Raw genomic sequence first — 19,901 nt, 5'->3', positions numbered from 1 at the left:
CCGGTAGGGTTGGCCGTCATGCGGCTGGTCATCGCGCGATGCAGCGTGGATTACATGGGGCGGCTCACGGCACACCTGCCGATGGCGCCGCGGCTGGTGCTCATCAAGGCGGACGGAAGCGTGAGCATCCACGCCGACGACCGCGCGTTCAAGCCGCTCAACTGGATGAACCCGCCGTGCAAGCTCAAGGAGGACGGCGGGGTCTGGACCGTCACCCACGGCAAGACCGGCGAGAAGCTGGTGCTGACGATGGAGGAGATCCTGCACGACTCCTCCCACGAGCTGGGCGTCGACCCCGGGCTGATCAAGGACGGCGTCGAGGCGCACCTGCAGGAGCTGCTGGCCGAGCACATCAGCACGCTGGGCGAGGGCTACACGCTGATCCGCAGGGAGTACATGACGGCGATCGGGCCGGTCGACATCCTGTGCCGTGACGCGGCGGGCGCGACGGTCGCCGTGGAGATCAAGCGGCGCGGCGAGATCGACGGGGTCGAGCAGCTGACCCGCTACCTCGAACTCCTCAACCGCGACCCGCTCATCGCCCCGGTGCGGGGCGTCTTCGCCGCCCAGGAGATCAAACCGCAGGCCCGCGTGCTGGCGGGCGACCGCGGCATCGACTGTGTCACTCTCGACTACGACGCCCTCCGGGGCATCCAGCCCGAGAACCCGACCCTGTTCTAGTCCGTTCCAGTCCTGCCGTCCGGTCCTCCCGTACGGCAAGCCGGGCCGAGGCCACCGTGGTCACCGGTGGCCGCCCATCCATCACGCGTGCTCCGGCAGGACTTCGGCGGGCCGCCGAACGCGGACGCCGGCCGCTCGGCACCTCAGGCCGCCGGCCGACCGGCCCACCGGGGGACCGGCAAACCGGTGGACGACGCCGCCCGCCGACCCCGGGATGCGCGACGCCTGCGCGGGCTCATGCGCGGCGGCGCGACCGCGACCAACGCGGTGATCTCCCTCCGACCTCCTTCAGCCGCCACCCTGACGATCTTGAGCGACTGATCAGGATGATGACCTTTTTGCATGGCCGACGTAAGCGCTAATGTAAACGCTCTTTCCCGATTGCGATCATCCATCCATAATTGTGTGCTCTGGGGGCTCACGATCATGTAGGAATGGGTGAAAAGTGAACCGGTCTTACCGGGGAATGTCGGCCGAGCAAAGGCTGACTGACAGGCGGGAGCGGCTGATGGCGGCCGCGTACACGCTCTACGCGAAACCGGGGTTCGCCGCCACGACGATCGAAAGGCTGTGTACGGAGGCGCGCATCTCCAACCGCGCCTTCTACGAGTGTTTCGGCGGCAGGGAGGAGCTCCTCCAAGCCCTGCACGAGCGCTGCGTCGACGAGGCCCTGGCCGCGGTCTCGAAGGCCCTGCAGGACGCTCCGCCCCAGCTCGAGGCCCGCATCAGCGCCGGGATCACCACCTATATCGGCTTCGCCACGGCCGACTGGCGGCGAGCCCGCATCATGCATGTGGAGGTCCGGCGGTCGGGCGACGTTCTGACCGCCTCGCGGCAACGGGCGATAGACTCCTTCGCGCGCATCGTCGAGGACGTGACGCAACCGTTTCCGGCTTCGGCCCCCCTCGATCGGCACCTGCTCGCGCTCGGGCTGATTGGAGCGCTGCAGGAGCTGCTCATCGAATGGGTGCTGGCCGATCAACCCCCCGAGACGGACGAGCTTGTGCGCACAGCTGTCCATATCTTCCAGCGATCGATTTCCGGTCTCTCCTAATCATTCATTGGCACCTTCCGGATTATCATCCGGAAGGGCGGACATGAGGGAGGGCAGAGCGCGGCTGATCGCGCTCCACCCTCCGATATGGTGTGGCCTCCGGCGTACTCCCGATCCCGCCGGATGTCATCTCAGGCCACCGCGGCCGCCGGCGCTTCCACGCGGAGCACTCGATTCAGCCGAGTCACCGCAAGCACCCGCATGATCCGCGGCGGCACCCCCCGGAGAACGAGGCGGCGATCCGCGCTCAGCGCGCGGCGATGCGTGCCGACGAGAACGCCAAGGCCGGTGGCATCGATCATCTCCAACCGGGAGAGGTCGACGATCAGGTCACCGCGACCCGAGTCGACCGCGTCGTGCAGACGCGGCCGGACCCCTGACACGGTCCCCACGTCGAGCCGCTGCCCGACGTACACCACCTGAGCTCCAGGCGTACCCTTGACCCGCATGCCACCTCCTCAGGTCACGCTGCCATCTAATCACGCAACGTAGTCATGCTCTCTCTCGGGGTGATAATCGGCACACCAACCATCAGTACGGTTACCCGGTCAGAGCCAACCCATGTCCCGAGCCATCCGAATTGCGGTGATTCGGTTGCTCGCACCGAGTTTGGTGATCGCGCTCGACAGGTAGTTGCGGACCGTTCCCTCCGTCAGGTGCATGGCCGCGGCGATCTCGCTGACCGGCGACCCGGCTGCCGCCAGCTCGAGCGCCCGGCGCTCCCGATCGGTCAGCGGGTTCTCCCCCGCCATCATCGCCGAGGCCGCCATCTCCGGGTCGAGGTAGCGCCCGCCGTCACGCACCTTCCTGATCGCCGCCGCCAGCTCGCTGCCCGAGGCGTCCTTGGGGATGAACCCGCGTACCCCCGCCGCCAGCGCCCTGCGCAGGTAGCCGGGACGGCCGAAGCTGGTGAGGATCACGATGGCCTGCCCCGGCAGCGCCTCGGCGACGCTCAGGCCGTCCATGCCGGGCATCTCGATGTCGAGGACGATCACGTCGGGCCGGTGCGCGCGGACCGCGGTCACCACCTGGTCGCCCCTGCCGACCTGGGTGACCACCTCGATGTCCGGTTCGAGGCCGAGCAGCGTGGCCAGCGCCTCGCGGATGAGGTGCTCGTCGTCGGCCAGCAGCACCTTGATCATGCGGGGATCCTCGCCCTCACCACGAACTCTCCCTTGCTCTCCCCTGCCGTCAGCACGCCACCGAGCGCGGCCACCCGCTCGCTCATCCCGGTGAGGCCGGTGCCGGCCGTACCCCTGGACGGTTTGGGGTTGTCGTTGCTCACGGTCAGCTCCACCTCCCCGGCTCCGGCCGCCACCCTGATCCGGCAGGCGGTCGCGGCGCTGTGGCGCAGCACGTTCGTGCTGCTCTCGCGTACCAGCCAGGCCAGCAGCGTGCTGACCTCCTCGCTCAGGCCGTCCTGCGGCAGTTCGAGGGCGCAGCTGATGCCCGCCGCCTCCAGGACCGCTCTGACGCTGCGCAGCTCGGCGCCGAGATCGACCGTACGGTAGCCGCGCACCACCGCGCGGATCTCCTTGAGCGAGTCCCTGGCGAGCCGCCTGACCTCCATCATCTCCTTGGCCGCCTCCCCTGTGGCCAGGCGGGCGGCCAGCTCGCTCTTGACCGCGATGGCCGAGAGGCTGTGGCCGACGATGTCGTGCATGTCGCGCGAGAAGCGCAGCCGCTCCTCGGTGACGGCGAGCTTGGTCAGGGCCTCCCTGCCGTCATGGGCGGCCTTGACCACCGTCCAGAACCAGAACTGGAAGCGGCTCAGCCAGCCCACCATCCCGCCCATCAGCGCGTAGAAGAACACCCCCATCGGCACGATCGCGCTGCAGACCGCGACCGCGCCCAGCCCGATCAGGACCGCCCGCAGCTTGGACACGCGCAGGACGGCCAGCGCCACCCACGCGACGGGAATCCCCGCGGCGGGGATGAACTGCTCGCGGATGAGCACGAAAGCGATCAGCCCGAGCACTCCGGTGATGAGCACCTCACGGCGGGGGTACTCACCCTGGACCACCGTCCTGGCGCCGCGCACATAGCAGACGGTGAAGACGACCAGGAGGAGCGCGACCACCACCAGCCGCCACACGGCGGGCCGGGCGGGATCACCCACCGCCCCCACCAGGCTCAACCAGGGCAGGGTGGCGCCCCCGGCGACGCTCCACAGGGTGGCTCGCCGGAGGCGCTGGTAGTCGGTGCTGATATCGGTCATCTCGCAGCAAACCTAGCTGTGCCGGGGATCCCATCGGAACAGCCACCTGACCAGCAGCACCGCGATGCCGAGCCAGACGACCAGCGCTCCGATCCACGGCAGCGCGTCCACCCACGGTCCGCCGACGTAGCCCATCCGCATCATCTCGGTGATGGGTGTGGTCGGCACCAGCCGCGCGGCGAAGGGCATGTGCTCCAGCGGCACCATGAGCGGCGCGCCCAGCAGCGCGACCAGCAGCACCGGCACCACCGCCACCTGGGCGAACTCCGCGTTCGGCGTGATCCCCGAGAACGCGGCGGCCAGCAGCGCGAACACCGCCGTCCCCAGGACGGCCGCCACCAGCATCATGGGCACGTTCCGCGGCAGCCCGCCGCCCGAGCGGTCGATCCACACGCTCAGCAACGCCACCTGGCCCGCGTACACCGCCAGCCCCGACAGCGCCGCGCCACCGAAGATGGCCGCGGGCGAGCTCTGGCCGCCGCGCAGCCGCTTCAGCACCAGTTCCTCGCGACGCGCGGTGAAGGAGTTGACCAGGTTGATGAAGACCGCGAACACCACCATCAACCCCGGCAGCCCGGTGAGCACGAACGTCTGGTCGCCGTTCTGCGAGAACATCAGGCCGAACAGGAACGGCAGCAGCACCACGTTGACCATCGCGGTCGTGTTGCGGCCCAGCAGCTTCAGATCCATCCTGGCCAGCCGTACGGCATGCAGAGCGTCGGTCCTCATCGCCTGTCTCCCACCACGCGCAGGAACGCGTCCTCGAGGGTGCCCCTGCGCACCTCGAGCCGCTCGAGAGTGAGACCGTGCCCGTCGGCCCAGGCCAGCAGGGTCCGCAGGGCCGGGTGCGCCTCGCCCGCCAGGCTGTAGACGACCTGACTGCCGGTGACGACGGGAGCCGCGCCGGGCAGGAACGGCGGCTCGGCGGGCTCCGGCAGCCTGAAGGTGATCTGGTCGCCCGTGGTGCTCACGACCTCGTCGACCGTGCCGTAGGTGCGGATCACGCCCTCGTGCATGATGGCCAGCCGGTCGGCCAGCCGCTCGGCCTCCTCCAGGTAGTGCGTGGTCAGCAGCACCGTGGTCCCGGCGGCTCTGAGGCCCCTGATGACCTCCCAGGTGGCCTGCCGGGCCTCCGGGTCCATGCCGGTGGTGGGCTCGTCCAGGAAGAGCACCTCGGGGCGGGACAGCAGCGCCAGCGCCAGGTCCAGCCTGCGCTTCTGGCCTCCCGACAGCTGACGGACCCTGGTCTTGGCCTTGGCGGCCAGGTCGACGGTCTCCAGCACGTCCGCCTCGAGGGGCGGACGGCCGGCGTCGGCGCTCATGCCCTTCCAGACCGCGACCGTCTCCGCGACGGTCAGGTCGCCGAGGAAACCGGCCTCCTGCAGCATGATCCCGATGCGCGGGCGCAGCGCCCTGCGCCGGCGGACCGGGTCCAGGCCGAGGACCCGCACGCGGCCCTCGCTCGCCCCGGTGAAGCCCTCCAGGACCTCCATCGTGGTGGTCTTGCCGGCGCCGTTGGTGCCGAGCAGCGCGAACAGCTCGGCCGGGTGCACCTCGAAGGAGATGCCGCGCACCGCCTCGAAGCTCCCGTACCGCTGCCGCAGACCCGCGACCTCGATCGCCGGTCCGTCCGCCGTCGTGGGGGCGACGGGGTCCCGCGTCTCTATCGTCCTCATGCCCATAAGGCTGTCGTTTCGGGATTCGCCGCTGTAGTCGCCGATATCACCGGCCTGCCATGAAGATCGCGCCGAACCCCCATGACATCTGTCACCTCCACCGGCGACCGTCCCGGCCGGCGCCTCGACCGGGTCACCAGGAGATCAGCAGCACCGGCCGTCGCGGCCAGAGCGTCTGCGATGCTGGGGGCATGACGCGCGCAGACAAGGACAAGCCAGTCGTCCTCTCCACGATCTACACCCGCACCGGCGACGACGGCACGACCGCGCTCAGCGACCTGAGCCGCACGTCCAAGACCGACCCCAGACTCGCCGCGTACGCCGACGCCGAGGAGGCCAACGCCGCCATCGGCCTCGCCCTCTCGTACGGCACGCTCGCCCCCGAGATCGCCGAAGTCCTGCGCCGGGTCCAGAACGAGCTGTTCGACTTGGGCGCCGACCTGGCCACCCCGCTCGTCGACAGCCCCGAGTTCCCGCCGCTGCGCGTCGAGCCCTCCTACATCGAGTGGCTCGAATCGCAGTGCGACCGCTTCAACGCCGACCTCAAGCCGCTGCGCAGCTTCATCCTGCCCGGCGGCGACCCGGCCACGGCGCAGCTCCACGTGGCCCGGGTGACGGTGCGCCGCGCCGAGCGTTCGGCGTGGGCGGCCCTGGAGGCGCACGAGGACGTCAGCCCGCTGCCGGCCAAGTACCTCAACCGCCTGTCCGACCTGCTGTTCATCCTGTGCCGCACCTCGCACGACGGCGGCGAGATCCTGTGGAAGCCGGGAGGTACCCGGTAGACGTGACGGCGACCGGCCGGAGTCGCGCTGGAGTGGCGTGATGGACGGGCGGCCACCGGGTGACCGCAGTAGCCGCGACCCGGCTTGCCGTACCGGGGGTTCTTGAACCGTGGAGAACCGCAGCCCGGGGCAGGAAGCCCGCCGCCCGAAGCAGGGCGCCGCCCGAAGCAGAAAGGCCCGGCGCAGGAAGCTCGAAGCGGGGCGCACGGAGCCCGAAGCAGACGGCGACTGTCGCGGAGCCGGGTGGGTCAGGCGACGTCGAGGTAGGCGCTGGGTGGGGCGGATTCGAGCCACGCCAGGAAGCCCGTCAGCGCGTCCTCCGACATCGCCAGCGACACCTCGCCGCAGTCGACCGCCCACAGGCCGCCGCCGAGCTGCTGCCTGGCGGAAACAGTCAGGCCGCGCCTCGCGATCGCGTGGCGCGGCCTGAACAGCACACCCATGAGCGGGATCCAGTGGAGCTCCCCGTCGGCATAGCGGGCTACACCGCTGCGCCAGCCTCCGGGACCCGTGATGGACCCTACCTTGAGTCGACACGGCACGCTCCCGCGGGAACGTGCCAGCGCGAAACCGCGGATCATCATGAGAGCCGCGAGCAGCAGGGCAGCGAGCAGCGCGTCCGTGAGAATCGTCAGCATCGCCGCCCCCGCATGTTGTGAAAGATCAGACGTCCTCGCCGGCCGCGCGCAGCCGTGCCCGAGCCCGCTTGGCCTCGAGCGCCGCGTCGGCGTCCTCCTGGTCCGCCTCGATCGAGGCCTGGGCCCGCTCGAGAGCGTCGCGGGCAGCCGCGACGTCCACCTCGGACCCGAGCTCGGCCGCCTCGGCCAGCACGGACACCTCGTTGTCGGCCACGGAGATGAACCCGCCGTGCACCGCGGCGATGAGGTCCTCCTCGCCGCCGCCGCGCTTCACACGCAGGACCCCGCCCTCGACGAGCACGCCGAGCACCGGTGCGTGTTGAGGCATAATACCGATCTCGCCGTCCACGGTCTTGGCAATCACCATGTCGGCCTCGCCCGACCAGATCTCACGCTCCGGTGAGACGACCCCTACGCGTAGCTTCGCCACTTGTGTAGGTTCCTTTCCGATCAGATGCCAGGTGCGGCACTTGCGCCGCCGCACCTGGCACCGAAGGCGATTACTTGGAGAGTTCCTTGGCCTTGGCGATGGCCTGCTCGATGCCGCCGACCATGAAGAAGGCCTGCTCGGGCAGGTGGTCATACTCACCCTCGCACAGCCCCTTGAACGAGGCGATCGTCTCGTCCAGCGGCACGAACTCACCCGGCTGGCCGGTGAACGCCTCGGCGGCGTACATCGGGTGCGAAAGGAAGCGCTCGATGCGGCGGGCCCGGTTGACGGTCACCTTGTCCTCTTCGGACAGCTCGTCGATACCGAGGATCGCGATGATGTCCTGGAGCTCGCGGTACTTCTGCAGGATCCGCTTGGTCTCCTGGGCCACCCGGTAGTGCTCCTCGCCCACGATCTGCGGGTCGAGGATGCGGGAGGAGGAGTCGAGCGGGTCCACCGCGGGGTAGATGCCCTTCTCCGAGATCGGCCGCGAGAGAACGGTCTGCGCGTCGAGGTGCGCGAACGCGTTGTGCGGGGCCGGGTCGGTGATGTCGTCCGCGGGCACGTAGATCGCCTGCATGGAGGTGATCGAGTGGCCACGCGTCGAGGTGATGCGCTCCTGGAGCACACCCATCTCGTCGGCCAGCGTGGGCTGGTAACCCACGGCGGACGGCATACGGCCGAGCAGGGTGGAGACCTCGGAACCGGCCTGGGTGAAACGGAAGATGTTGTCGATGAACAGAAGCACGTCCTGCTTCTGCACGTCGCGGAAGTACTCCGCCATGGTCAGCGCGGAGAGCGCGACACGCAGACGGGTGCCCGGCGGCTCGTCCATCTGACCGAAGACGAGGGCGGTGTCCTTGAGAACGCCCGCCTCATCCATCTCCAGCCAGAGGTCGTTGCCCTCACGGGTACGCTCGCCGACGCCCGCGAACACCGAGGTGCCCGAGAACTTCAGCGCGACTCGGCGGATCATCTCCTGGATCAGAACGGTCTTGCCGACACCGGCGCCACCGAACAGACCGATCTTTCCACCCTTCACGTACGGCGTCAGCAGGTCGATGACCTTGATGCCGGTGGGCAGCATCTCGGTACGCGACTCGAGCTGGTCGAACGCGGGGGACGGACGGTGGATGCCCCACTTCTCGCTGACCTTGAGGGAGGCGGTCGGCACGTCGAGCGACTCGCCGAGCGCGTTCCACACGTGGCCCTTGACGATGTCGCCGACGGGCACCGAGATCGGGTTGCCGGAGTCGGCGACCGCCGCACCGCGGGTCAGGCCGTCGGTGGGCTGCATCGAGATGGCGCGGACCAGGTTGTCACCCAGGTGCTGGGCGACCTCGAGGGTCAGCGTCTTGGTCTCCTCGCCGAGGATCACCTCGACGGTGAGGGCGTTGTAGATGTCGGGCATCGCCTCGACGGGGAACTCCACGTCGACGACGGGACCCGTGACGCGAGCCACGCGGCCCGTGCCGGTCGTGGTCTCAACAGTCTCTGCAGTCATTTCACTCTTTCCCCGCTGCGGCGTCAGCCAGCGCGTTGGCGCCACCGACGATCTCGCTGATTTCCTGGGTGATCTCGGCCTGGCGAGCCTGGTTCATCTGCTGGGTCAGGACCCGCCTGAGCTCGGTGGCGTTGTCCGTCGCCGACTTCATGGCGCGGCGGCGCGCGGCCTCCTCGGAGGCCGCGGACTGGAGCAGCGCGCTGAAGATGCGCGACTCCACGTACCGCGGCAGCAGCGAGTCCAGAACGTCACCCGCGGTCGGCTCGAACTCGAAGTACGGCGGGATCGTCTCGGTCGCCGTCGCCTCCGACTCCTCGATCTCGAGCGGCAGGACGCGCTTGACCACCACGTTCTGGGTCAGCATCGAGACGAACTCGGTCGAGACGATGTGGATCTCGTCGATCCCGTTCTCGTCCTTGAACGCCTCGATCAGCTCGTTGGCGATCTCCTTGGCGTTGGCGTAGGACGGCCTGCGGGAGAACCCGACCCACTCGCCGGCCATCTCGCGACCGCGGAAGGAGTGCCAGGTGACACCCTTACGCCCGCTGACGAACGGCTTGACCTGGAGACCCCGCCCTTCGAGGTGACCACGCAGCGCCTCGGCCTCACGCAGCACGTTGGCGTTGAAGCCGCCGCAGAAGCCGCTGTCGCTGGTGACGATGAGCACGCCCGCCGTCTGCGGCTGGTCCTTCTCCACGGTCAGCGGATGGTCGACGCTCGCCGCGTTGCTGACGACGCCCGTGACGGCGCGGGTGATCTCCCGCTCGTACGGCACCGCCGCCTGCATCCGCTGCTGCGCCCGCACGATCCGTGACGAGGCGATGAGCTCCTGGGCGCGCGTGATCTTGGCGGTCGACTCGACCGACTTGATCCGCCGCCGCAGCAGCCTTAGCTGGGCACCCATCGGCTACTTCTTCTCCGCCGGGCGGACGACCTTGCGGATCTTCTCCTGGCCGACCTCGTCGGCGTCCAGCGGCGCGACGGGCTCGTCCTTGACGAGCAACTCACCCGAAGAGGTGGTGAAGCCCTTCTTGAACTCGGTGATGGCGTCCTTGAGGGCGGTCACCGTGTCGTCGCTGAGGTCCCTGGTCTCGGCGATGCTGGTGAAGACGCCCTTGTGGGAGCTCTGGATGTAGTCGAGGAACTCGCCCTCGAAGCGGCGGATGTCCTCGACCGGAACCTCGTCGAGCTCACCGGTGGTGCCGGCCCAGACCGAGACGACCTCGCGCTCCAGGGAGAACGGGCTGTACTGCGGCTGCTTGAGCAGCTCGACCAGGCGCAGACCACGCTCGAGCTGAGCCTTGGAGGCGGCGTCGAGGTCGGAGGCGAACGAGGCGAACGCCTCGAGGTCACGGTACTGCGACAGGGCCAGACGGAGCGTGCCCGCGACCTTGCGCATCGCCTTGGCCTGCGCCGAACCACCGACTCGGGAGACGGAGATACCGACGTTGATGGCGGGGCGCACACCGGCGTTGAACAGGTCGGTCTCGAGGAAGACCTGGCCGTCGGTGATGGAGATGACGTTGGTCGGGATGAAGGCCGACACGTCGTTGCCCTTGGTCTCGATGATCGGCAGACCGGTCATCGAGCCACCGCCCATCTCGTTGGAGAGCTTGGCGCAGCGCTCCAGCAGGCGGGAGTGGAGGTAGAAGACGTCGCCGGGGAAGGCCTCACGGCCCGGCGGGCGACGCAGCAGCAGGGAGACGGCGCGGTAGGCGTCGGCCTGCTTGGTCAGGTCGTCGAAGACGATCAGGACGTGCTTGCCCTGGTACATCCAGTGCTGCCCGATGGCGGAACCGGTGTAGGGGGCGATGTACTTGTAGCCGGCCGGGTCGGAGGCGGGGGCGGCGACGATGGTGGTGTACTCCATCGCGCCCGCCTCCTCGAGGCGGCCACGGACCTGCGCGATCGTCGAGCCCTTCTGGCCGACGGCGACGTAGATGCAGCGCACCTGCTTGGCCGGGTCGCCGGACAGCCAGTTGTCGCGCTGGTTGAGGATGGTGTCGACGGCGATCGCGGTCTTGCCGGTGCCACGGTCACCGATGATCAGCTGGCGCTGACCACGGCCGATCGCGGTCATGGCGTCGATCGCCTTGATGCCGGTGGCGAGGGACTCCTTCACCGGCTGGCGCTGCACGACGGAGGGGGCCTGCAGCTCGAGGGCGCGCAGGCCCTCGGCCTCGATGGCGCCCTTGCCGTCGAGCGGGTTGCCCAGGGGGTCGACGACGCGACCGAGGAAGTTGTCGCCGACCGGCACCGACAGGACCTCGCCGGTCCTGCGGACCGACTGGCCCTCTTCGATCTTGCTGAAGTCGCCGAGGATAACGACACCGATCTCGCGGGTGTCGAGGTTCAGTGCCAGGCCGCGCGTGCCGTCCTCGAACTCGAGCAGCTCGTTCGCCATCGCCGAGGGAAGGCCGGAGACATGGGCGATGCCGTCGCCACAGTCGACGACGGTCCCGATCTCCTCGCGCGCGGCGCCTTCCGGTTCGTACGCCTGGACGAAGCGCTCAAGCGCGTCCCGGATCTCGTCCGGCCGGATCGTAAGCTCCGCCATCTCTTCTCTGTCTCCCTATTCGCCTAGCCGGCCAACCGGCGGCGGACTTCTTCGATTCGTCCCGCGATCGTGCTGTCGATGACCTCGTCGCCGATGCGAACCGAGAAACCACCCTGCACTCGCGGGTCCACCTCGACGTTCACGTGAACGTCACGGCCATAGGAGGTGCGCAGCCACGCACCCAGACGCTGCCGCTGCACGTCGGTCAGCGCCACTGCGCTGCGAACCACCGCCACCAGACGCTGGCGCTGCTCCGCGACGAGCCAGGAGTACTCCTCCAGGCCCGTCTCCAGGCTACGTCCTCTCGGACGAACTGCCAGCTGCGTGATGAGACGCTGGCTCGCAGCGGCGACCTTGCCACCGATCAGCTCCGTCAGCAGCCGCTCCTTGCCCTCGGCGGGCGCGGCCGGGTCGGCGAGCGCGCGTCGCAGGTCGGGGTTGGCGGCGATGATGCGGCTGAACCGGAAGAGCTCGTCCTCCACGTCGTCCAGCCGGCTCTCGGACTCGGCCTGAGCGGCCGAGGCGATCACGCTGAGCCGCTCGAGCGCGTCGGTCAGGTCACTGGCGCGCGACCACTTGGCCTCGACCGCCGCGACGGCGGTCTCCAGCGCGGCCTCGCTGACCTTGCCCTCGAGCAGCGTGCGGATGACCTGGGCCTTCTGGGCTGCGGGCCGCGCCGGATCCGAAAGGTTCCGGCGCAGGCCGTGCTCGCGGTCGAGCAGGTCCACGATGGCGCTCAGGTCGTCGGCCAGGCGCCCCAAGTCCGCCGAGGCCGCCACCGTGTTGAAGCGCTCCTCAACAGCGGCCAGCGAACTCCTGCTCAAGCCTCTCATCAGCGCACCGCCTGCGCAGAGGAGCTCTCCAGCTCGTCAAGGAACCGGTCGACGATGCGGCGCTGACGCGCCTCGTCCTCGAGGGACTCGCCGACGATGCGGGCGGCGAGGTCGGTCGACAGCCGACCGATCTCGGTGCGCAGCTGACCGAACGCCTGCTGGCGGTCGGCCTCGATCTGCGCGTGCGCCGCCTCGACGATGCGGCGCGCTTCGACCTGAGCCTCCTCGCGGAGCTCGGCCTTGATCTGGGCGCCCTGCTCGCGAGCCTCCTCGCGCAGCCTGGCGGCCTCGTGCCTGGCCTCGGCCAGCTGGTCGCGGTACTGCTTGAGCAGCGCCTGCGCCTCGGCCTGGGCGTCCTCCGCCCTCTTGATGCCGCCCTCGATCGCGTCGGTCCGCTCGGCCAGAGTCTTCTGGATGCGCGGAGTGAGGATCTTACCGACGACGAGGAGGACGGCGAAGAACGCGAAGATGCCCACGACCAGCTCGTACACGTGCGGAATGAGCGGGTTGGCGCCGCCCTCCGACGCGAGGAGCGAAGCTGCCGTATTCATGGATGCAGCCTTTCAGTCAGGGTGGTCTTCGGTCTTACAGGTTCGCGAAAATGAACGGCGCGACCAGACCGATCAGGGCCAGAGCCTCGGTCAGAACGAAGCCGAGGAGCATGTTCTGGCGGATCAGGCCGTAAGCCTCGGGCTGACGCGCGATGGCCTGCACGCCCTGACCGAAGATGATGCCGACGCCGATGCCGGGGCCGATGGCGGCGAGACCGTAGCCGATGGCGGTGACGTTGCCGGAGACCTCAGCGAGAAGGCTCATTGATGTTTTCCTTTACTTGGTCGGCCGGTGATGCGGTGTATCACCGGTCTGGATATACCGCTAGGTGGTTCTTAGTGCTCCGGGTGCAGGCTGTTGCCGATGTACATCGCAGCCAGCATCGCGAAGAGGAACGCCTGCAGGAACTGGATGAACATCTCGAAGCCGGTCATGATGACGGTCATCAGGACGCCGAGGACGCCGATCGGCGCACCGAGAGGGGTCAGTTTCTCGAAAAGGAACCAGAAGCCGACCGCGCTGAAGAAGGCAAGGAGCATGTGGCCGGCGAACATGTTGGCGAAGAGTCGCACCGCGTGCGTGAAGGGCGCGATGATCATGTTCGAGAGGAACTCGATCGGCGCCAGCAGGGCGTAGATGCCCTTCGGAAGCCCGGGCGGGAACATCATGTTCTTGAAGTAGCCGCCGACACCCTGGGTCTTGAAGCCGAGGTAGAGCTTCAGCACGTAGATCGAGACGGCGAGCACGATCGGGAAGGCGATGTGCGAGGCGACGGGGAACTGGGCGAGCGGGATGACACCCATCACGTTCCAGACCCAGATCACGAAGAACATACTGAGGAGCAGGCCCATGAACCGGTCGGCGTCCTTGCCCAGGAAGGGCCGGGCGACCTGGTCACGCACGAACATGTAGCCCATCTCGGCGATGTTCTGGACACCCCTGGGCACGATCTTCGGGTTGGAGAACGCCGCCCAGACGAAGGCGAGCACGATGATCGAGCTGAGGATCGCCAGCAGCACCGGCTTGGTGAACCAGTCGACCCCCGGAATGATCGGAGGAAGTTCGAACAGCTCTTCCGGCGTCGGAGCCTGGAACTGATCAGGATCGGCGAGGAGCGTCAGCGCGATCACGCGGCGTTCCCTTCAGCGTGGTAGGTGGTCACAACAAAGGTGCTTCGGCGGGTGGTACCGCCGCGCGGAGTTAGCGGCCGTGCTTCCGGTAGACCAGGTAGACGGCGAGCACTGTCCCCAGGACGATGCCTATGGGGAAGAACGCGGACGTGTCGAGGTACCGGTCCAGCAACCAGCCAGCACCGCCGTAGACAACCATCCCGGAGATCAGGGAGCTGGGAATCGACCACGCGGCGTTGGCGAAGTCGCGACCGTCGTCCTCGGGCCGGCGTTTCTCTTCGCTCATCGCGCGCCCGACGATAGCAGGCACAGGCAGGACTAGTCATATCGGGCCCGGTTACTTTACCGGGGTTCATGACAGGTCCCGCCCGGGCACCTTGGCCTCGGGGTCCACGTAAAGCATCTTGGTCTTGATGAAGGCGCGCACTTCACCGGCGGTCCACGCGATGGTGCCGAGCACGACGGTCCAGGCGAAGGCCTTCGGCTCCCACGCGGTCGTGTCGCCGAAGGCGTTCAGCATCGCGAGGATGACGAGCACCTTGACGACGTAGCTGAGCATGGCGGCGATGGCCATCATCTGCGGGGAGACGCGGGCGGCGTAGGACACCGCCACCACGCTGATGCTGAAGAAGACAGCCACCAGCGCGAGACCGACGAGGGCGCCGAGGACGCCCTTACCGCCGGCGAGAACGAAAGCCACGATGACAGCGACGGCACCCACCACCACCGTGGGTAGCGCGGCGCTCTTGAGGACGCGCACGTCGTTTGCCTGCATCGGTGCTCCATAAGTCAGTTAACAAGCGAGCGATTGCTACCCCATGAGCCGTACTCTATGAGGGCCTGCTCGTGAAAGATATCACAAGCTCGCCGATGACCGCCTTTACCTGCCCTTTCTAGTTCGCGATCAAGGCGAACGGGCGGGAAACGCGGGGAGAACGTGGGAGTCATCACTGACCTGGCTCATCGAGGTGACATCGGCGCTGATGGGAGGCATCGGACCGGTAGGCGGACCATCGTCCTCATCGTCCGGTTTGCCCTTGCGTTTGGCGGAATGCGAGCCGCCCCTTCCGCGCCAGCGCGGCAGCGCCATCAGCACCAGCACACCGATCGCCAGCGCGATGACGATCGGGAAGAACACGACGGGCACACCGGTGACCGACATGCCGACCAGGCCGAGCGCGAACAGCGACGTCCACGCGTACATGATCAGTACGGTGCGCCGGTGCGAGTGGCCGATGTCGAGCAGGCGGTGGTGCAGGTGGCCCCGGTCGGGCGCGAACGGCGACAGGCCCATCGACGTGCGCCGGATGACCGCGCTTATCAGGTCGATGAGCGGCAGCACCATCACCGCGGCGGGCAGCAGGATCGGCATCAGCGCGCCGAACCTGTTCATGCCCTCGATCACGTCGGCGTCGACGGGCGTGACGGTGATCAGCGACGCGGCCAGGACCAGGCCGAGGAGCATCGCCCCGGTGTCGCCCATGAAGATCCTGGCGGGGTGGAAGTTGTGCGGCAGGAAGCCCAGGCACATGCCGATCAGGATCGCGGTGATGGCCGCCGTGGTGTTGATCCTGTTCTGCTCGATGTTCTGGTCGAGGAAGATGGCGTAGACCCAGGTGGCCGCGGCGGCGATGCCGACGATGCCGGCGGCCAGGCCGTCCAGGCCGTCGACGAAGTTGACCGCGTTGATGGAGATCACCACGACCAGGATCGTGATGATCGCGCTCAGATCCGGCGCGAGGCCGATGCTCTCGCCGCTGACCCAGGGGATCCACGGCAGGTACAGCCCGAAATAGACCAGCACGCCAGCCGCGCCGATCTGGCCGCCCAGCTTGATGAAGGCGTCCATGCCCCACCAGTCGTCGAGGAAGCCGGTCAGCGTGATGAGCCCGCCCGCGACGATGAGCGCGAGGACGGTGCTGTCCTGGGCGAGGACGCCGCCGGTCTTGTCGAGCTGGGTCGCCGTCAGCAGTCCTGCGACCAGCCCGCCGTACATCGCGAGCCCGCCGAGCCGCGGAGTCGGAGTGGTGTGCACGTCGCGATCGCGAACCTCGGGCATGGCTCCGATACGGATGGCGAAACGCCGGACCAGCGGGACGAGCAGGTACGTCACCGCCGCCGCTGCCAGCGCCATGAAGAGGTATTCGCGCACGGACCTAGTTTCCCGGATACCCCGGCCAGCTGTGACCGGAAATCGACACAGATCACCTTATAATTCACTGAGATAAGGCTGATGTTCCGCCGCCAGCTCGGTGACGCGTTCCCGCACTTCATCCACTGTTTCGGGATATCTCACCGCGCGCGACACCAGCGTTCCCACCTCCTTCATGTGCTCGGTTCCCATGCCCTGCGCCGTGAGGCACGGCGTGCCCACCCGCAGCCCCGACGTGACAGCCGGTGGCTCAGGATCGTAAGGGATGGCGTTGCGGTTCAGCGTGATGCCGGCCGCGGCGCACCGCCGCTCGGCCTCCACCCCCGTCACCCCGCACCCGCGCAGGTCCACCAGCGCCAGATGCGTGTCGGTGCCACCGGACACCGGCCGCATGCCCTCGAGCGCCTCGCACAGCGCGCGGGCGTTGTCGACCACCGCCCGCGCGTAGCCGGCGAACTCCGGCCGCGCCGCCTCGCCGAACGCCACCGCCTTCGCCGCGACCGCGTGCATGAGCGGACCGCCCTGCACGAACGGGAAGACCGCCCTGTCGACCCGTGCCGCCAGCTCCGCCGTGCACAGGATGGCGCCGCCGCGCGGCCCGCGCAGCGTCTTGTGCGTGGTGAAGGTGACGACGTCCGCGTACGGCACGGCCGAGGGGATCGCGCCACCGGCCATCAGGCCGATCGTGTGCGCGACGTCGGCCAGCAACCACGCGCCCACCTCGTCGGCGATGCCGCGGAAGACACCGAAGTCGATCAGCCTCGGATAGGCCGTCGCCCCGCACACGATGAGCTTGGGCCGGCGCCGCAGCGCCAGATCGCGCACCTCGTCGTAGTCGATCAGCTCGGTGTCGCGGCGCACCCCGTACGACACCACGTCGAACCAGCGGCCGGAGAAGTTGACCCGCGAACCGTGGGTGAGGTGACCGCCGTGCGGCAGCGCCATGGCCAGCATCGTGTCGCCGGGCTGGAGCAGCGCGGCGTAGGCGGCCAGGTTCGCGCTGGCGCCCGAATGCGGCTGCACGTTGGCGTGCTCGGCGCCGAACAGCCGCTTGGCGCGCTCCGTCGCCAGCAGCTCGGCCCGGTCGACGACCTCGCAACCGCCGTAGTAGCGCCGGCCGGGGTAGCCCTCGGCGTACTTGTTGGTGAGCGTCGATCCCAGCGCGGCGAGCACCGCGGGAGAGGTGAAGTTCTCGCTGGCGATCAGCTGCAGGCCGCCCCGCACCCGATCCAGCTCGTCGAGCAGCACCTGCGCGATCTCAGGGTCCTCCCGCTGGAGAACCCCGAAGTCCGGGCCGTAATGGGGTGCGTAGCCCATCTCACCACTGTAAACCCACAATCACGAGAAGGCATGGGGAGCGCCGACCGCGGCCGGAACCCACCGCGGTGTGTCGGCCGCCTGGTCGCTGATCGCCGTGAGCACCGCCTGCCGGTACAACGCCAGCCTGTTCCGCCATTCACCGAGATCCTCGACATACCGGGCACCGACCGGCGCGTCCCACGTCTGGGGGCTGCGCGCCAGCCCGTACACCTTGTCCAGCGTGGCCGTCAGCGTCTCCAGCATGGGCAGGACGGTCTGCCAGGCGGTCACCAGGCGCTGGTAGTCGGGATTGAACTCCCAGGCCCGCGGCTGGCCGTCCAGGGGGCTTCCCGAGCCGGTCGCGGGCGGCTGCTCGCCCGGCTGGCGCGGCTGCGGGGCCGGTGGATCGACGTACATGCGACACTTCCTCTCAGCTGCCCGGCATGCTCCTCGTTGCCCGGCGTGCGCTCAGCCGCCGGGCGGCACGATCGGCCTGCCGGGCGCGTTCGGCTCCACCCGGCCCAGCTCGCCGTCCGGCCCGACGTCCTCGGCGACCCACGCGCCCGTGCCCCACTCGCCCGGCGGGACGTGCACGCCGGGCATCTCCATCGGCTCGATGTCGCTCGCGTTGTCCATCAACGCTTCCAGGGCCGCGGCCGACGGGGGCTTCGCATCCACAGACACGACGTCGCTGCCGTCGTTCGCCCATCTCGCGACGCCGTCACCGACAGGTCCCGTCGGTGACGGATCTTCCGCGTAGGCGGCCGGAGCACCGTGAACGGCCCCGGTCGCGCCTTCGGCAGGTCGTGGGCCGCCTTCTGGTGACCGTTCAGACACCTGGGGGCCGGTCTCCGGCCGCCCTTCGGCATGGCGCGGCGCGGAGTCGTGGGCGGCTCCAGAGACCTGGCCGTTCGCTGCGCGGGCGTCCGCCGGAGGCTGACCGGTGGAGTCCTGACCCTGCGGCACCGGCCCGCCCGGATCCACCGAGCCCGTGGGACCGTCGGGGCGGAAGTGCTCAGGAACCGCCGGTCTGCCCACCTCCCCCGTGGGCAGCTGCACGCCCGGCATCTCCTTCGGCGTGATCGTGCTCGCGTTGTCCACGAGCGACTTCACCGCCCCGTCCGACGGCGGCCTGGCCTGCGCCGACACGACGTCGCTGCCGTCGTTCGCCCAGGTGGCGGGGGTAGCGCCGGGGGCATCCGAGCTCCCCGTACGGCCTGCCGTACCCTCCGGCGGCCCGGCGCCGTCCGTCGCGCCCTCGACGGCGGGCAGGTCGGCCGGCTGGACGGCGTCGGCGTGCTCCAGCAGGTCGGCGACCTCGCGAGCCGTCGGCGGGTCGAGCGGGATCTGCAGGACCTTGACCCCGTCCACCTCCACGACCTGCGGTTTGCCGGGGTCGGTCTGGTCGACGTCGTCGGGGTGGTCCTTGCCCGGAGTGTCGAGGACGTCCTGGCCGGATCGGCCGGGATCGGTCACCCGGTCGTGACGGCTGTCCCTCCCGCCGTCCTTGGGGTCGTCCGTGCGAGGCTGCGGCTGCTCCGGCCTGCGGGGGGTGTCGTCGTTGTTCGGCTCGTGCGCCCTGGCAGGGGGATGCGGCTGGTCGTTCCCGGGCGGGTCGGCGGGCGTCGTGTCCCGGGGCGTCTCGCTCCTCGGGGCGGGGTCCGGTGGAGCGGGGTCCCGCTTCGGCTGCGGTTCGGGGGGCGTCGTCTCGCGGGGGTTGGCCGTGCGCGAGGCCCTGTCGTCGTCACGCTGGTCCTTCGGCGTCTCCTTGGGCTCCTGGAAGAGCTCGCGCGACTCCTTAGAACTCTCCCGTGACTCCTTGCCGACGTCCCGCGTCTCTTTCGGGTCCTCCCGCGGCTCCTTGGCGACGTCCCGCGTCTCTTTCGGGTCCTCCCGCGGCTCCTTGGCGACGTCCCGCGTCTCTTTCGGGTCCTCCCGCGGCTCCCTGCCGACGTCCCGCTGATCGTGGGGACTCTCGCGCGGCTCCTTCGGAGAGGGGCGGTGCTCCGTCGAGTCCTTCGGGGTGGGGCGGTCGCGGCCCGGGTCCTCGTCCTTGCCGGAGGCAGGCGTGCCGTTCATCGACACGTCCTTGGCCTGCTCCCCCGTCCGGGGCGCGGCCTCCTTCTTCTCCAGCAGCGCGAGCCGCGCCGTGACGTCGCGCGCCATGGTCTCGCACGCGTCGGCCACCTGCGAGGGCCGGTGCGTCGCGGGTGTCGCCAGCCCCGCGGTCCTGGTCACCTGCGCGACCCTGGCCTCGATCGTGCGCATCTGCTCGGCGGCCCGCCGTACCTCGGCCAGCAGGTCGCGTACCAGGGTCGGATCCATACCGTCGAACGAGCCCATGGGCCACACGGTAGGTGCAGGCGGAGCCCCCCGCCTCAGGGATAAACAGACG

General features: G+C 69.0%; 23 protein-coding genes. 3 read left to right on the top strand and 20 right to left on the bottom strand.

Features of this window, described 5'->3' with window-relative positions; genetic code table 11:
* Positions 1-18 precede the first annotated feature (18 nt).
* On the top strand, positions 19-681 hold the full coding sequence (gene nucS, locus ABZX22_RS33960; RefSeq protein ID WP_354917289.1) for an endonuclease NucS: 663 nt from the start codon (positions 19-21) through the stop codon (positions 679-681).
* Between the two features lie 508 nt (positions 682-1,189).
* Entirely contained in the window at positions 1,190-1,735 is a 546-nt protein-coding gene (locus ABZX22_RS33955; protein WP_354917287.1) for a TetR/AcrR family transcriptional regulator, read from the top strand.
* Between the two features lie 131 nt (positions 1,736-1,866).
* Here ABZX22_RS33955 and ABZX22_RS33950 read toward each other — a convergent pair whose 3' ends face one another.
* The 5 genes from ABZX22_RS33950 to ABZX22_RS33930 form a co-directional block, all read right to left on the bottom strand.
* Positions 1,867-2,184, bottom strand: coding sequence for an STAS domain-containing protein (locus ABZX22_RS33950; RefSeq protein WP_354917284.1), 318 nt, complete (start codon positions 2,182-2,184; stop codon positions 1,867-1,869).
* Between the two features lie 99 nt (positions 2,185-2,283).
* Entirely contained in the window at positions 2,284-2,877 is a 594-nt protein-coding gene (locus tag ABZX22_RS33945; protein ID WP_354917281.1) for a response regulator transcription factor, read from the bottom strand.
* A complete protein-coding gene (locus tag ABZX22_RS33940; protein ID WP_354917278.1) occupies positions 2,874-3,953 on the bottom strand; it encodes a histidine kinase in 1,080 nt (359 codons plus the stop codon). The genes ABZX22_RS33945 and ABZX22_RS33940 overlap by 4 nt, the downstream gene beginning before the upstream one ends.
* A gap of 12 nt (positions 3,954-3,965) precedes the next feature.
* Positions 3,966-4,682 (bottom strand): ABC transporter permease, encoded by a 717-nt coding sequence (locus tag ABZX22_RS33935; RefSeq protein ID WP_354917274.1) that lies wholly within the window; start codon positions 4,680-4,682, stop codon positions 3,966-3,968.
* Positions 4,679-5,629: an ABC transporter ATP-binding protein gene (locus ABZX22_RS33930; protein WP_354917271.1), complete on the bottom strand. Its 951-nt coding sequence runs from the start codon at positions 5,627-5,629 to the stop codon at positions 4,679-4,681. The genes ABZX22_RS33935 and ABZX22_RS33930 overlap by 4 nt, the downstream gene beginning before the upstream one ends.
* 191 nt (positions 5,630-5,820) lie before the next feature.
* On the opposite strand from ABZX22_RS33930, the gene ABZX22_RS33925 reads away from it, so the two are divergent.
* Entirely contained in the window at positions 5,821-6,411 is a 591-nt protein-coding gene (locus ABZX22_RS33925; RefSeq protein WP_354917268.1) for a cob(I)yrinic acid a,c-diamide adenosyltransferase, read from the top strand.
* A gap of 248 nt (positions 6,412-6,659) precedes the next feature.
* Here ABZX22_RS33925 and ABZX22_RS33920 read toward each other — a convergent pair whose 3' ends face one another.
* The 15 genes from ABZX22_RS33920 to ABZX22_RS33850 form a co-directional block, all read right to left on the bottom strand.
* Entirely contained in the window at positions 6,660-7,049 is a 390-nt protein-coding gene (locus tag ABZX22_RS33920) for a DUF2550 domain-containing protein (RefSeq protein WP_354917265.1), read from the bottom strand.
* Between the two features lie 25 nt (positions 7,050-7,074).
* Positions 7,075-7,479 carry a F0F1 ATP synthase subunit epsilon gene (locus ABZX22_RS33915; protein WP_354917262.1) on the bottom strand — a complete coding sequence of 135 codons (405 nt, stop codon included), beginning with the start codon at positions 7,477-7,479 and terminating at the stop codon, positions 7,075-7,077.
* A 70-nt stretch (positions 7,480-7,549) separates the two neighbouring features.
* Positions 7,550-8,983: a F0F1 ATP synthase subunit beta gene (gene atpD / locus ABZX22_RS33910; RefSeq protein WP_354917259.1), complete on the bottom strand. Its 1,434-nt coding sequence runs from the start codon at positions 8,981-8,983 to the stop codon at positions 7,550-7,552.
* Position 8,984: 1 nt separating this feature from the next.
* Entirely contained in the window at positions 8,985-9,887 is a 903-nt protein-coding gene (locus ABZX22_RS33905) for a F0F1 ATP synthase subunit gamma (RefSeq protein ID WP_354917256.1), read from the bottom strand.
* Between the two features lie 3 nt (positions 9,888-9,890).
* Complete coding sequence (gene atpA, locus ABZX22_RS33900) at positions 9,891-11,540, bottom strand: F0F1 ATP synthase subunit alpha (RefSeq protein ID WP_354917253.1); 1,650 nt, start codon at positions 11,538-11,540, stop codon at positions 9,891-9,893.
* Between the two features lie 23 nt (positions 11,541-11,563).
* On the bottom strand, positions 11,564-12,373 hold the full coding sequence (locus ABZX22_RS33895; protein ID WP_354917250.1) for a F0F1 ATP synthase subunit delta: 810 nt from the start codon (positions 12,371-12,373) through the stop codon (positions 11,564-11,566).
* Positions 12,373-12,924 (bottom strand): F0F1 ATP synthase subunit B, encoded by a 552-nt coding sequence (locus ABZX22_RS33890; RefSeq protein ID WP_354917247.1) that lies wholly within the window; start codon positions 12,922-12,924, stop codon positions 12,373-12,375. The genes ABZX22_RS33895 and ABZX22_RS33890 overlap by 1 nt, the downstream gene beginning before the upstream one ends.
* 34 nt (positions 12,925-12,958) lie before the next feature.
* Positions 12,959-13,189, bottom strand: coding sequence for an ATP synthase F0 subunit C (atpE, locus tag ABZX22_RS33885; RefSeq protein ID WP_354917244.1), 231 nt, complete (start codon positions 13,187-13,189; stop codon positions 12,959-12,961).
* Between the two features lie 71 nt (positions 13,190-13,260).
* Positions 13,261-14,055 carry a F0F1 ATP synthase subunit A gene (gene atpB, locus ABZX22_RS33880; RefSeq protein ID WP_354917241.1) on the bottom strand — a complete coding sequence of 265 codons (795 nt, stop codon included), beginning with the start codon at positions 14,053-14,055 and terminating at the stop codon, positions 13,261-13,263.
* 70 nt (positions 14,056-14,125) lie between these two features.
* Entirely contained in the window at positions 14,126-14,341 is a 216-nt protein-coding gene (locus ABZX22_RS33875) for an AtpZ/AtpI family protein (protein WP_354917238.1), read from the bottom strand.
* Positions 14,342-14,407: 66 nt separating this feature from the next.
* On the bottom strand, positions 14,408-14,830 hold the full coding sequence (locus ABZX22_RS33870; RefSeq protein WP_354917235.1) for a hypothetical protein: 423 nt from the start codon (positions 14,828-14,830) through the stop codon (positions 14,408-14,410).
* A gap of 129 nt (positions 14,831-14,959) precedes the next feature.
* Positions 14,960-16,207 (bottom strand): MraY family glycosyltransferase, encoded by a 1,248-nt coding sequence (locus tag ABZX22_RS33865; protein ID WP_354917233.1) that lies wholly within the window; start codon positions 16,205-16,207, stop codon positions 14,960-14,962.
* A 57-nt stretch (positions 16,208-16,264) separates the two neighbouring features.
* Positions 16,265-17,524: a serine hydroxymethyltransferase gene (gene glyA / locus ABZX22_RS33860; RefSeq protein ID WP_354917230.1), complete on the bottom strand. Its 1,260-nt coding sequence runs from the start codon at positions 17,522-17,524 to the stop codon at positions 16,265-16,267.
* Positions 17,525-17,545: 21 nt separating this feature from the next.
* Complete coding sequence (locus ABZX22_RS33855; RefSeq protein ID WP_354917227.1) at positions 17,546-17,923, bottom strand: hypothetical protein; 378 nt, start codon at positions 17,921-17,923, stop codon at positions 17,546-17,548.
* 51 nt (positions 17,924-17,974) lie between these two features.
* Positions 17,975-19,849, bottom strand: coding sequence for a hypothetical protein (locus ABZX22_RS33850; RefSeq protein WP_354917224.1), 1,875 nt, complete (start codon positions 19,847-19,849; stop codon positions 17,975-17,977).
* Positions 19,850-19,901 lie beyond the last annotated feature (52 nt).

Origin of the sequence: Nonomuraea sp. NPDC003804 (assembly GCF_040610675.1) — a bacterium.
Lineage (GTDB): Bacteria > Actinomycetota > Actinomycetes > Streptosporangiales > Streptosporangiaceae > Nonomuraea.
The sequence above is the reverse complement of the archived record's forward strand: the minus strand, read 5'-3'. Positions and strand labels throughout refer to the sequence as shown.

Excerpts from the sequence above, each read along its gene's own strand:
- nucS (WP_354917289.1), top strand. The coding sequence starts at position 19 with ATGCGGCTGGTCATCGCGCGATGCAGCGTGGATTACATGGGGCGGCTC.
- ABZX22_RS33955 (WP_354917287.1), top strand. The coding sequence starts at position 1,190 with ATGGCGGCCGCGTACACGCTCTACGCGAAACCGGGGTTCGCCGCCACG.
- ABZX22_RS33950 (WP_354917284.1), bottom strand. The coding sequence starts at position 2,184 with ATGCGGGTCAAGGGTACGCCTGGAGCTCAGGTGGTGTACGTCGGGCAG.
- ABZX22_RS33945 (WP_354917281.1), bottom strand. The coding sequence starts at position 2,877 with ATGATCAAGGTGCTGCTGGCCGACGACGAGCACCTCATCCGCGAGGCG.
- ABZX22_RS33940 (WP_354917278.1), bottom strand. The coding sequence starts at position 3,953 with ATGACCGATATCAGCACCGACTACCAGCGCCTCCGGCGAGCCACCCTG.
- ABZX22_RS33935 (WP_354917274.1), bottom strand. The coding sequence starts at position 4,682 with ATGAGGACCGACGCTCTGCATGCCGTACGGCTGGCCAGGATGGATCTG.
- ABZX22_RS33930 (WP_354917271.1), bottom strand. The coding sequence starts at position 5,629 with ATGAGGACGATAGAGACGCGGGACCCCGTCGCCCCCACGACGGCGGAC.
- ABZX22_RS33925 (WP_354917268.1), top strand. The coding sequence starts at position 5,821 with ATGACGCGCGCAGACAAGGACAAGCCAGTCGTCCTCTCCACGATCTAC.
- ABZX22_RS33920 (WP_354917265.1), bottom strand. The coding sequence starts at position 7,049 with ATGCTGACGATTCTCACGGACGCGCTGCTCGCTGCCCTGCTGCTCGCG.
- atpD (WP_354917259.1), bottom strand. The coding sequence starts at position 8,983 with ATGACTGCAGAGACTGTTGAGACCACGACCGGCACGGGCCGCGTGGCT.
- ABZX22_RS33905 (WP_354917256.1), bottom strand. The coding sequence starts at position 9,887 with ATGGGTGCCCAGCTAAGGCTGCTGCGGCGGCGGATCAAGTCGGTCGAG.
- atpA (WP_354917253.1), bottom strand. The coding sequence starts at position 11,540 with ATGGCGGAGCTTACGATCCGGCCGGACGAGATCCGGGACGCGCTTGAG.
- ABZX22_RS33895 (WP_354917250.1), bottom strand. The coding sequence starts at position 12,373 with ATGAGAGGCTTGAGCAGGAGTTCGCTGGCCGCTGTTGAGGAGCGCTTC.
- ABZX22_RS33890 (WP_354917247.1), bottom strand. The coding sequence starts at position 12,924 with ATGAATACGGCAGCTTCGCTCCTCGCGTCGGAGGGCGGCGCCAACCCG.
- atpE (WP_354917244.1), bottom strand. The coding sequence starts at position 13,189 with ATGAGCCTTCTCGCTGAGGTCTCCGGCAACGTCACCGCCATCGGCTAC.
- ABZX22_RS33875 (WP_354917238.1), bottom strand. The coding sequence starts at position 14,341 with ATGAGCGAAGAGAAACGCCGGCCCGAGGACGACGGTCGCGACTTCGCC.
- ABZX22_RS33870 (WP_354917235.1), bottom strand. The coding sequence starts at position 14,830 with ATGCAGGCAAACGACGTGCGCGTCCTCAAGAGCGCCGCGCTACCCACG.
- glyA (WP_354917230.1), bottom strand. The coding sequence starts at position 17,524 with ATGGGCTACGCACCCCATTACGGCCCGGACTTCGGGGTTCTCCAGCGG.
- ABZX22_RS33855 (WP_354917227.1), bottom strand. The coding sequence starts at position 17,923 with ATGTACGTCGATCCACCGGCCCCGCAGCCGCGCCAGCCGGGCGAGCAG.
- ABZX22_RS33850 (WP_354917224.1), bottom strand. The coding sequence starts at position 19,849 with ATGGGCTCGTTCGACGGTATGGATCCGACCCTGGTACGCGACCTGCTG.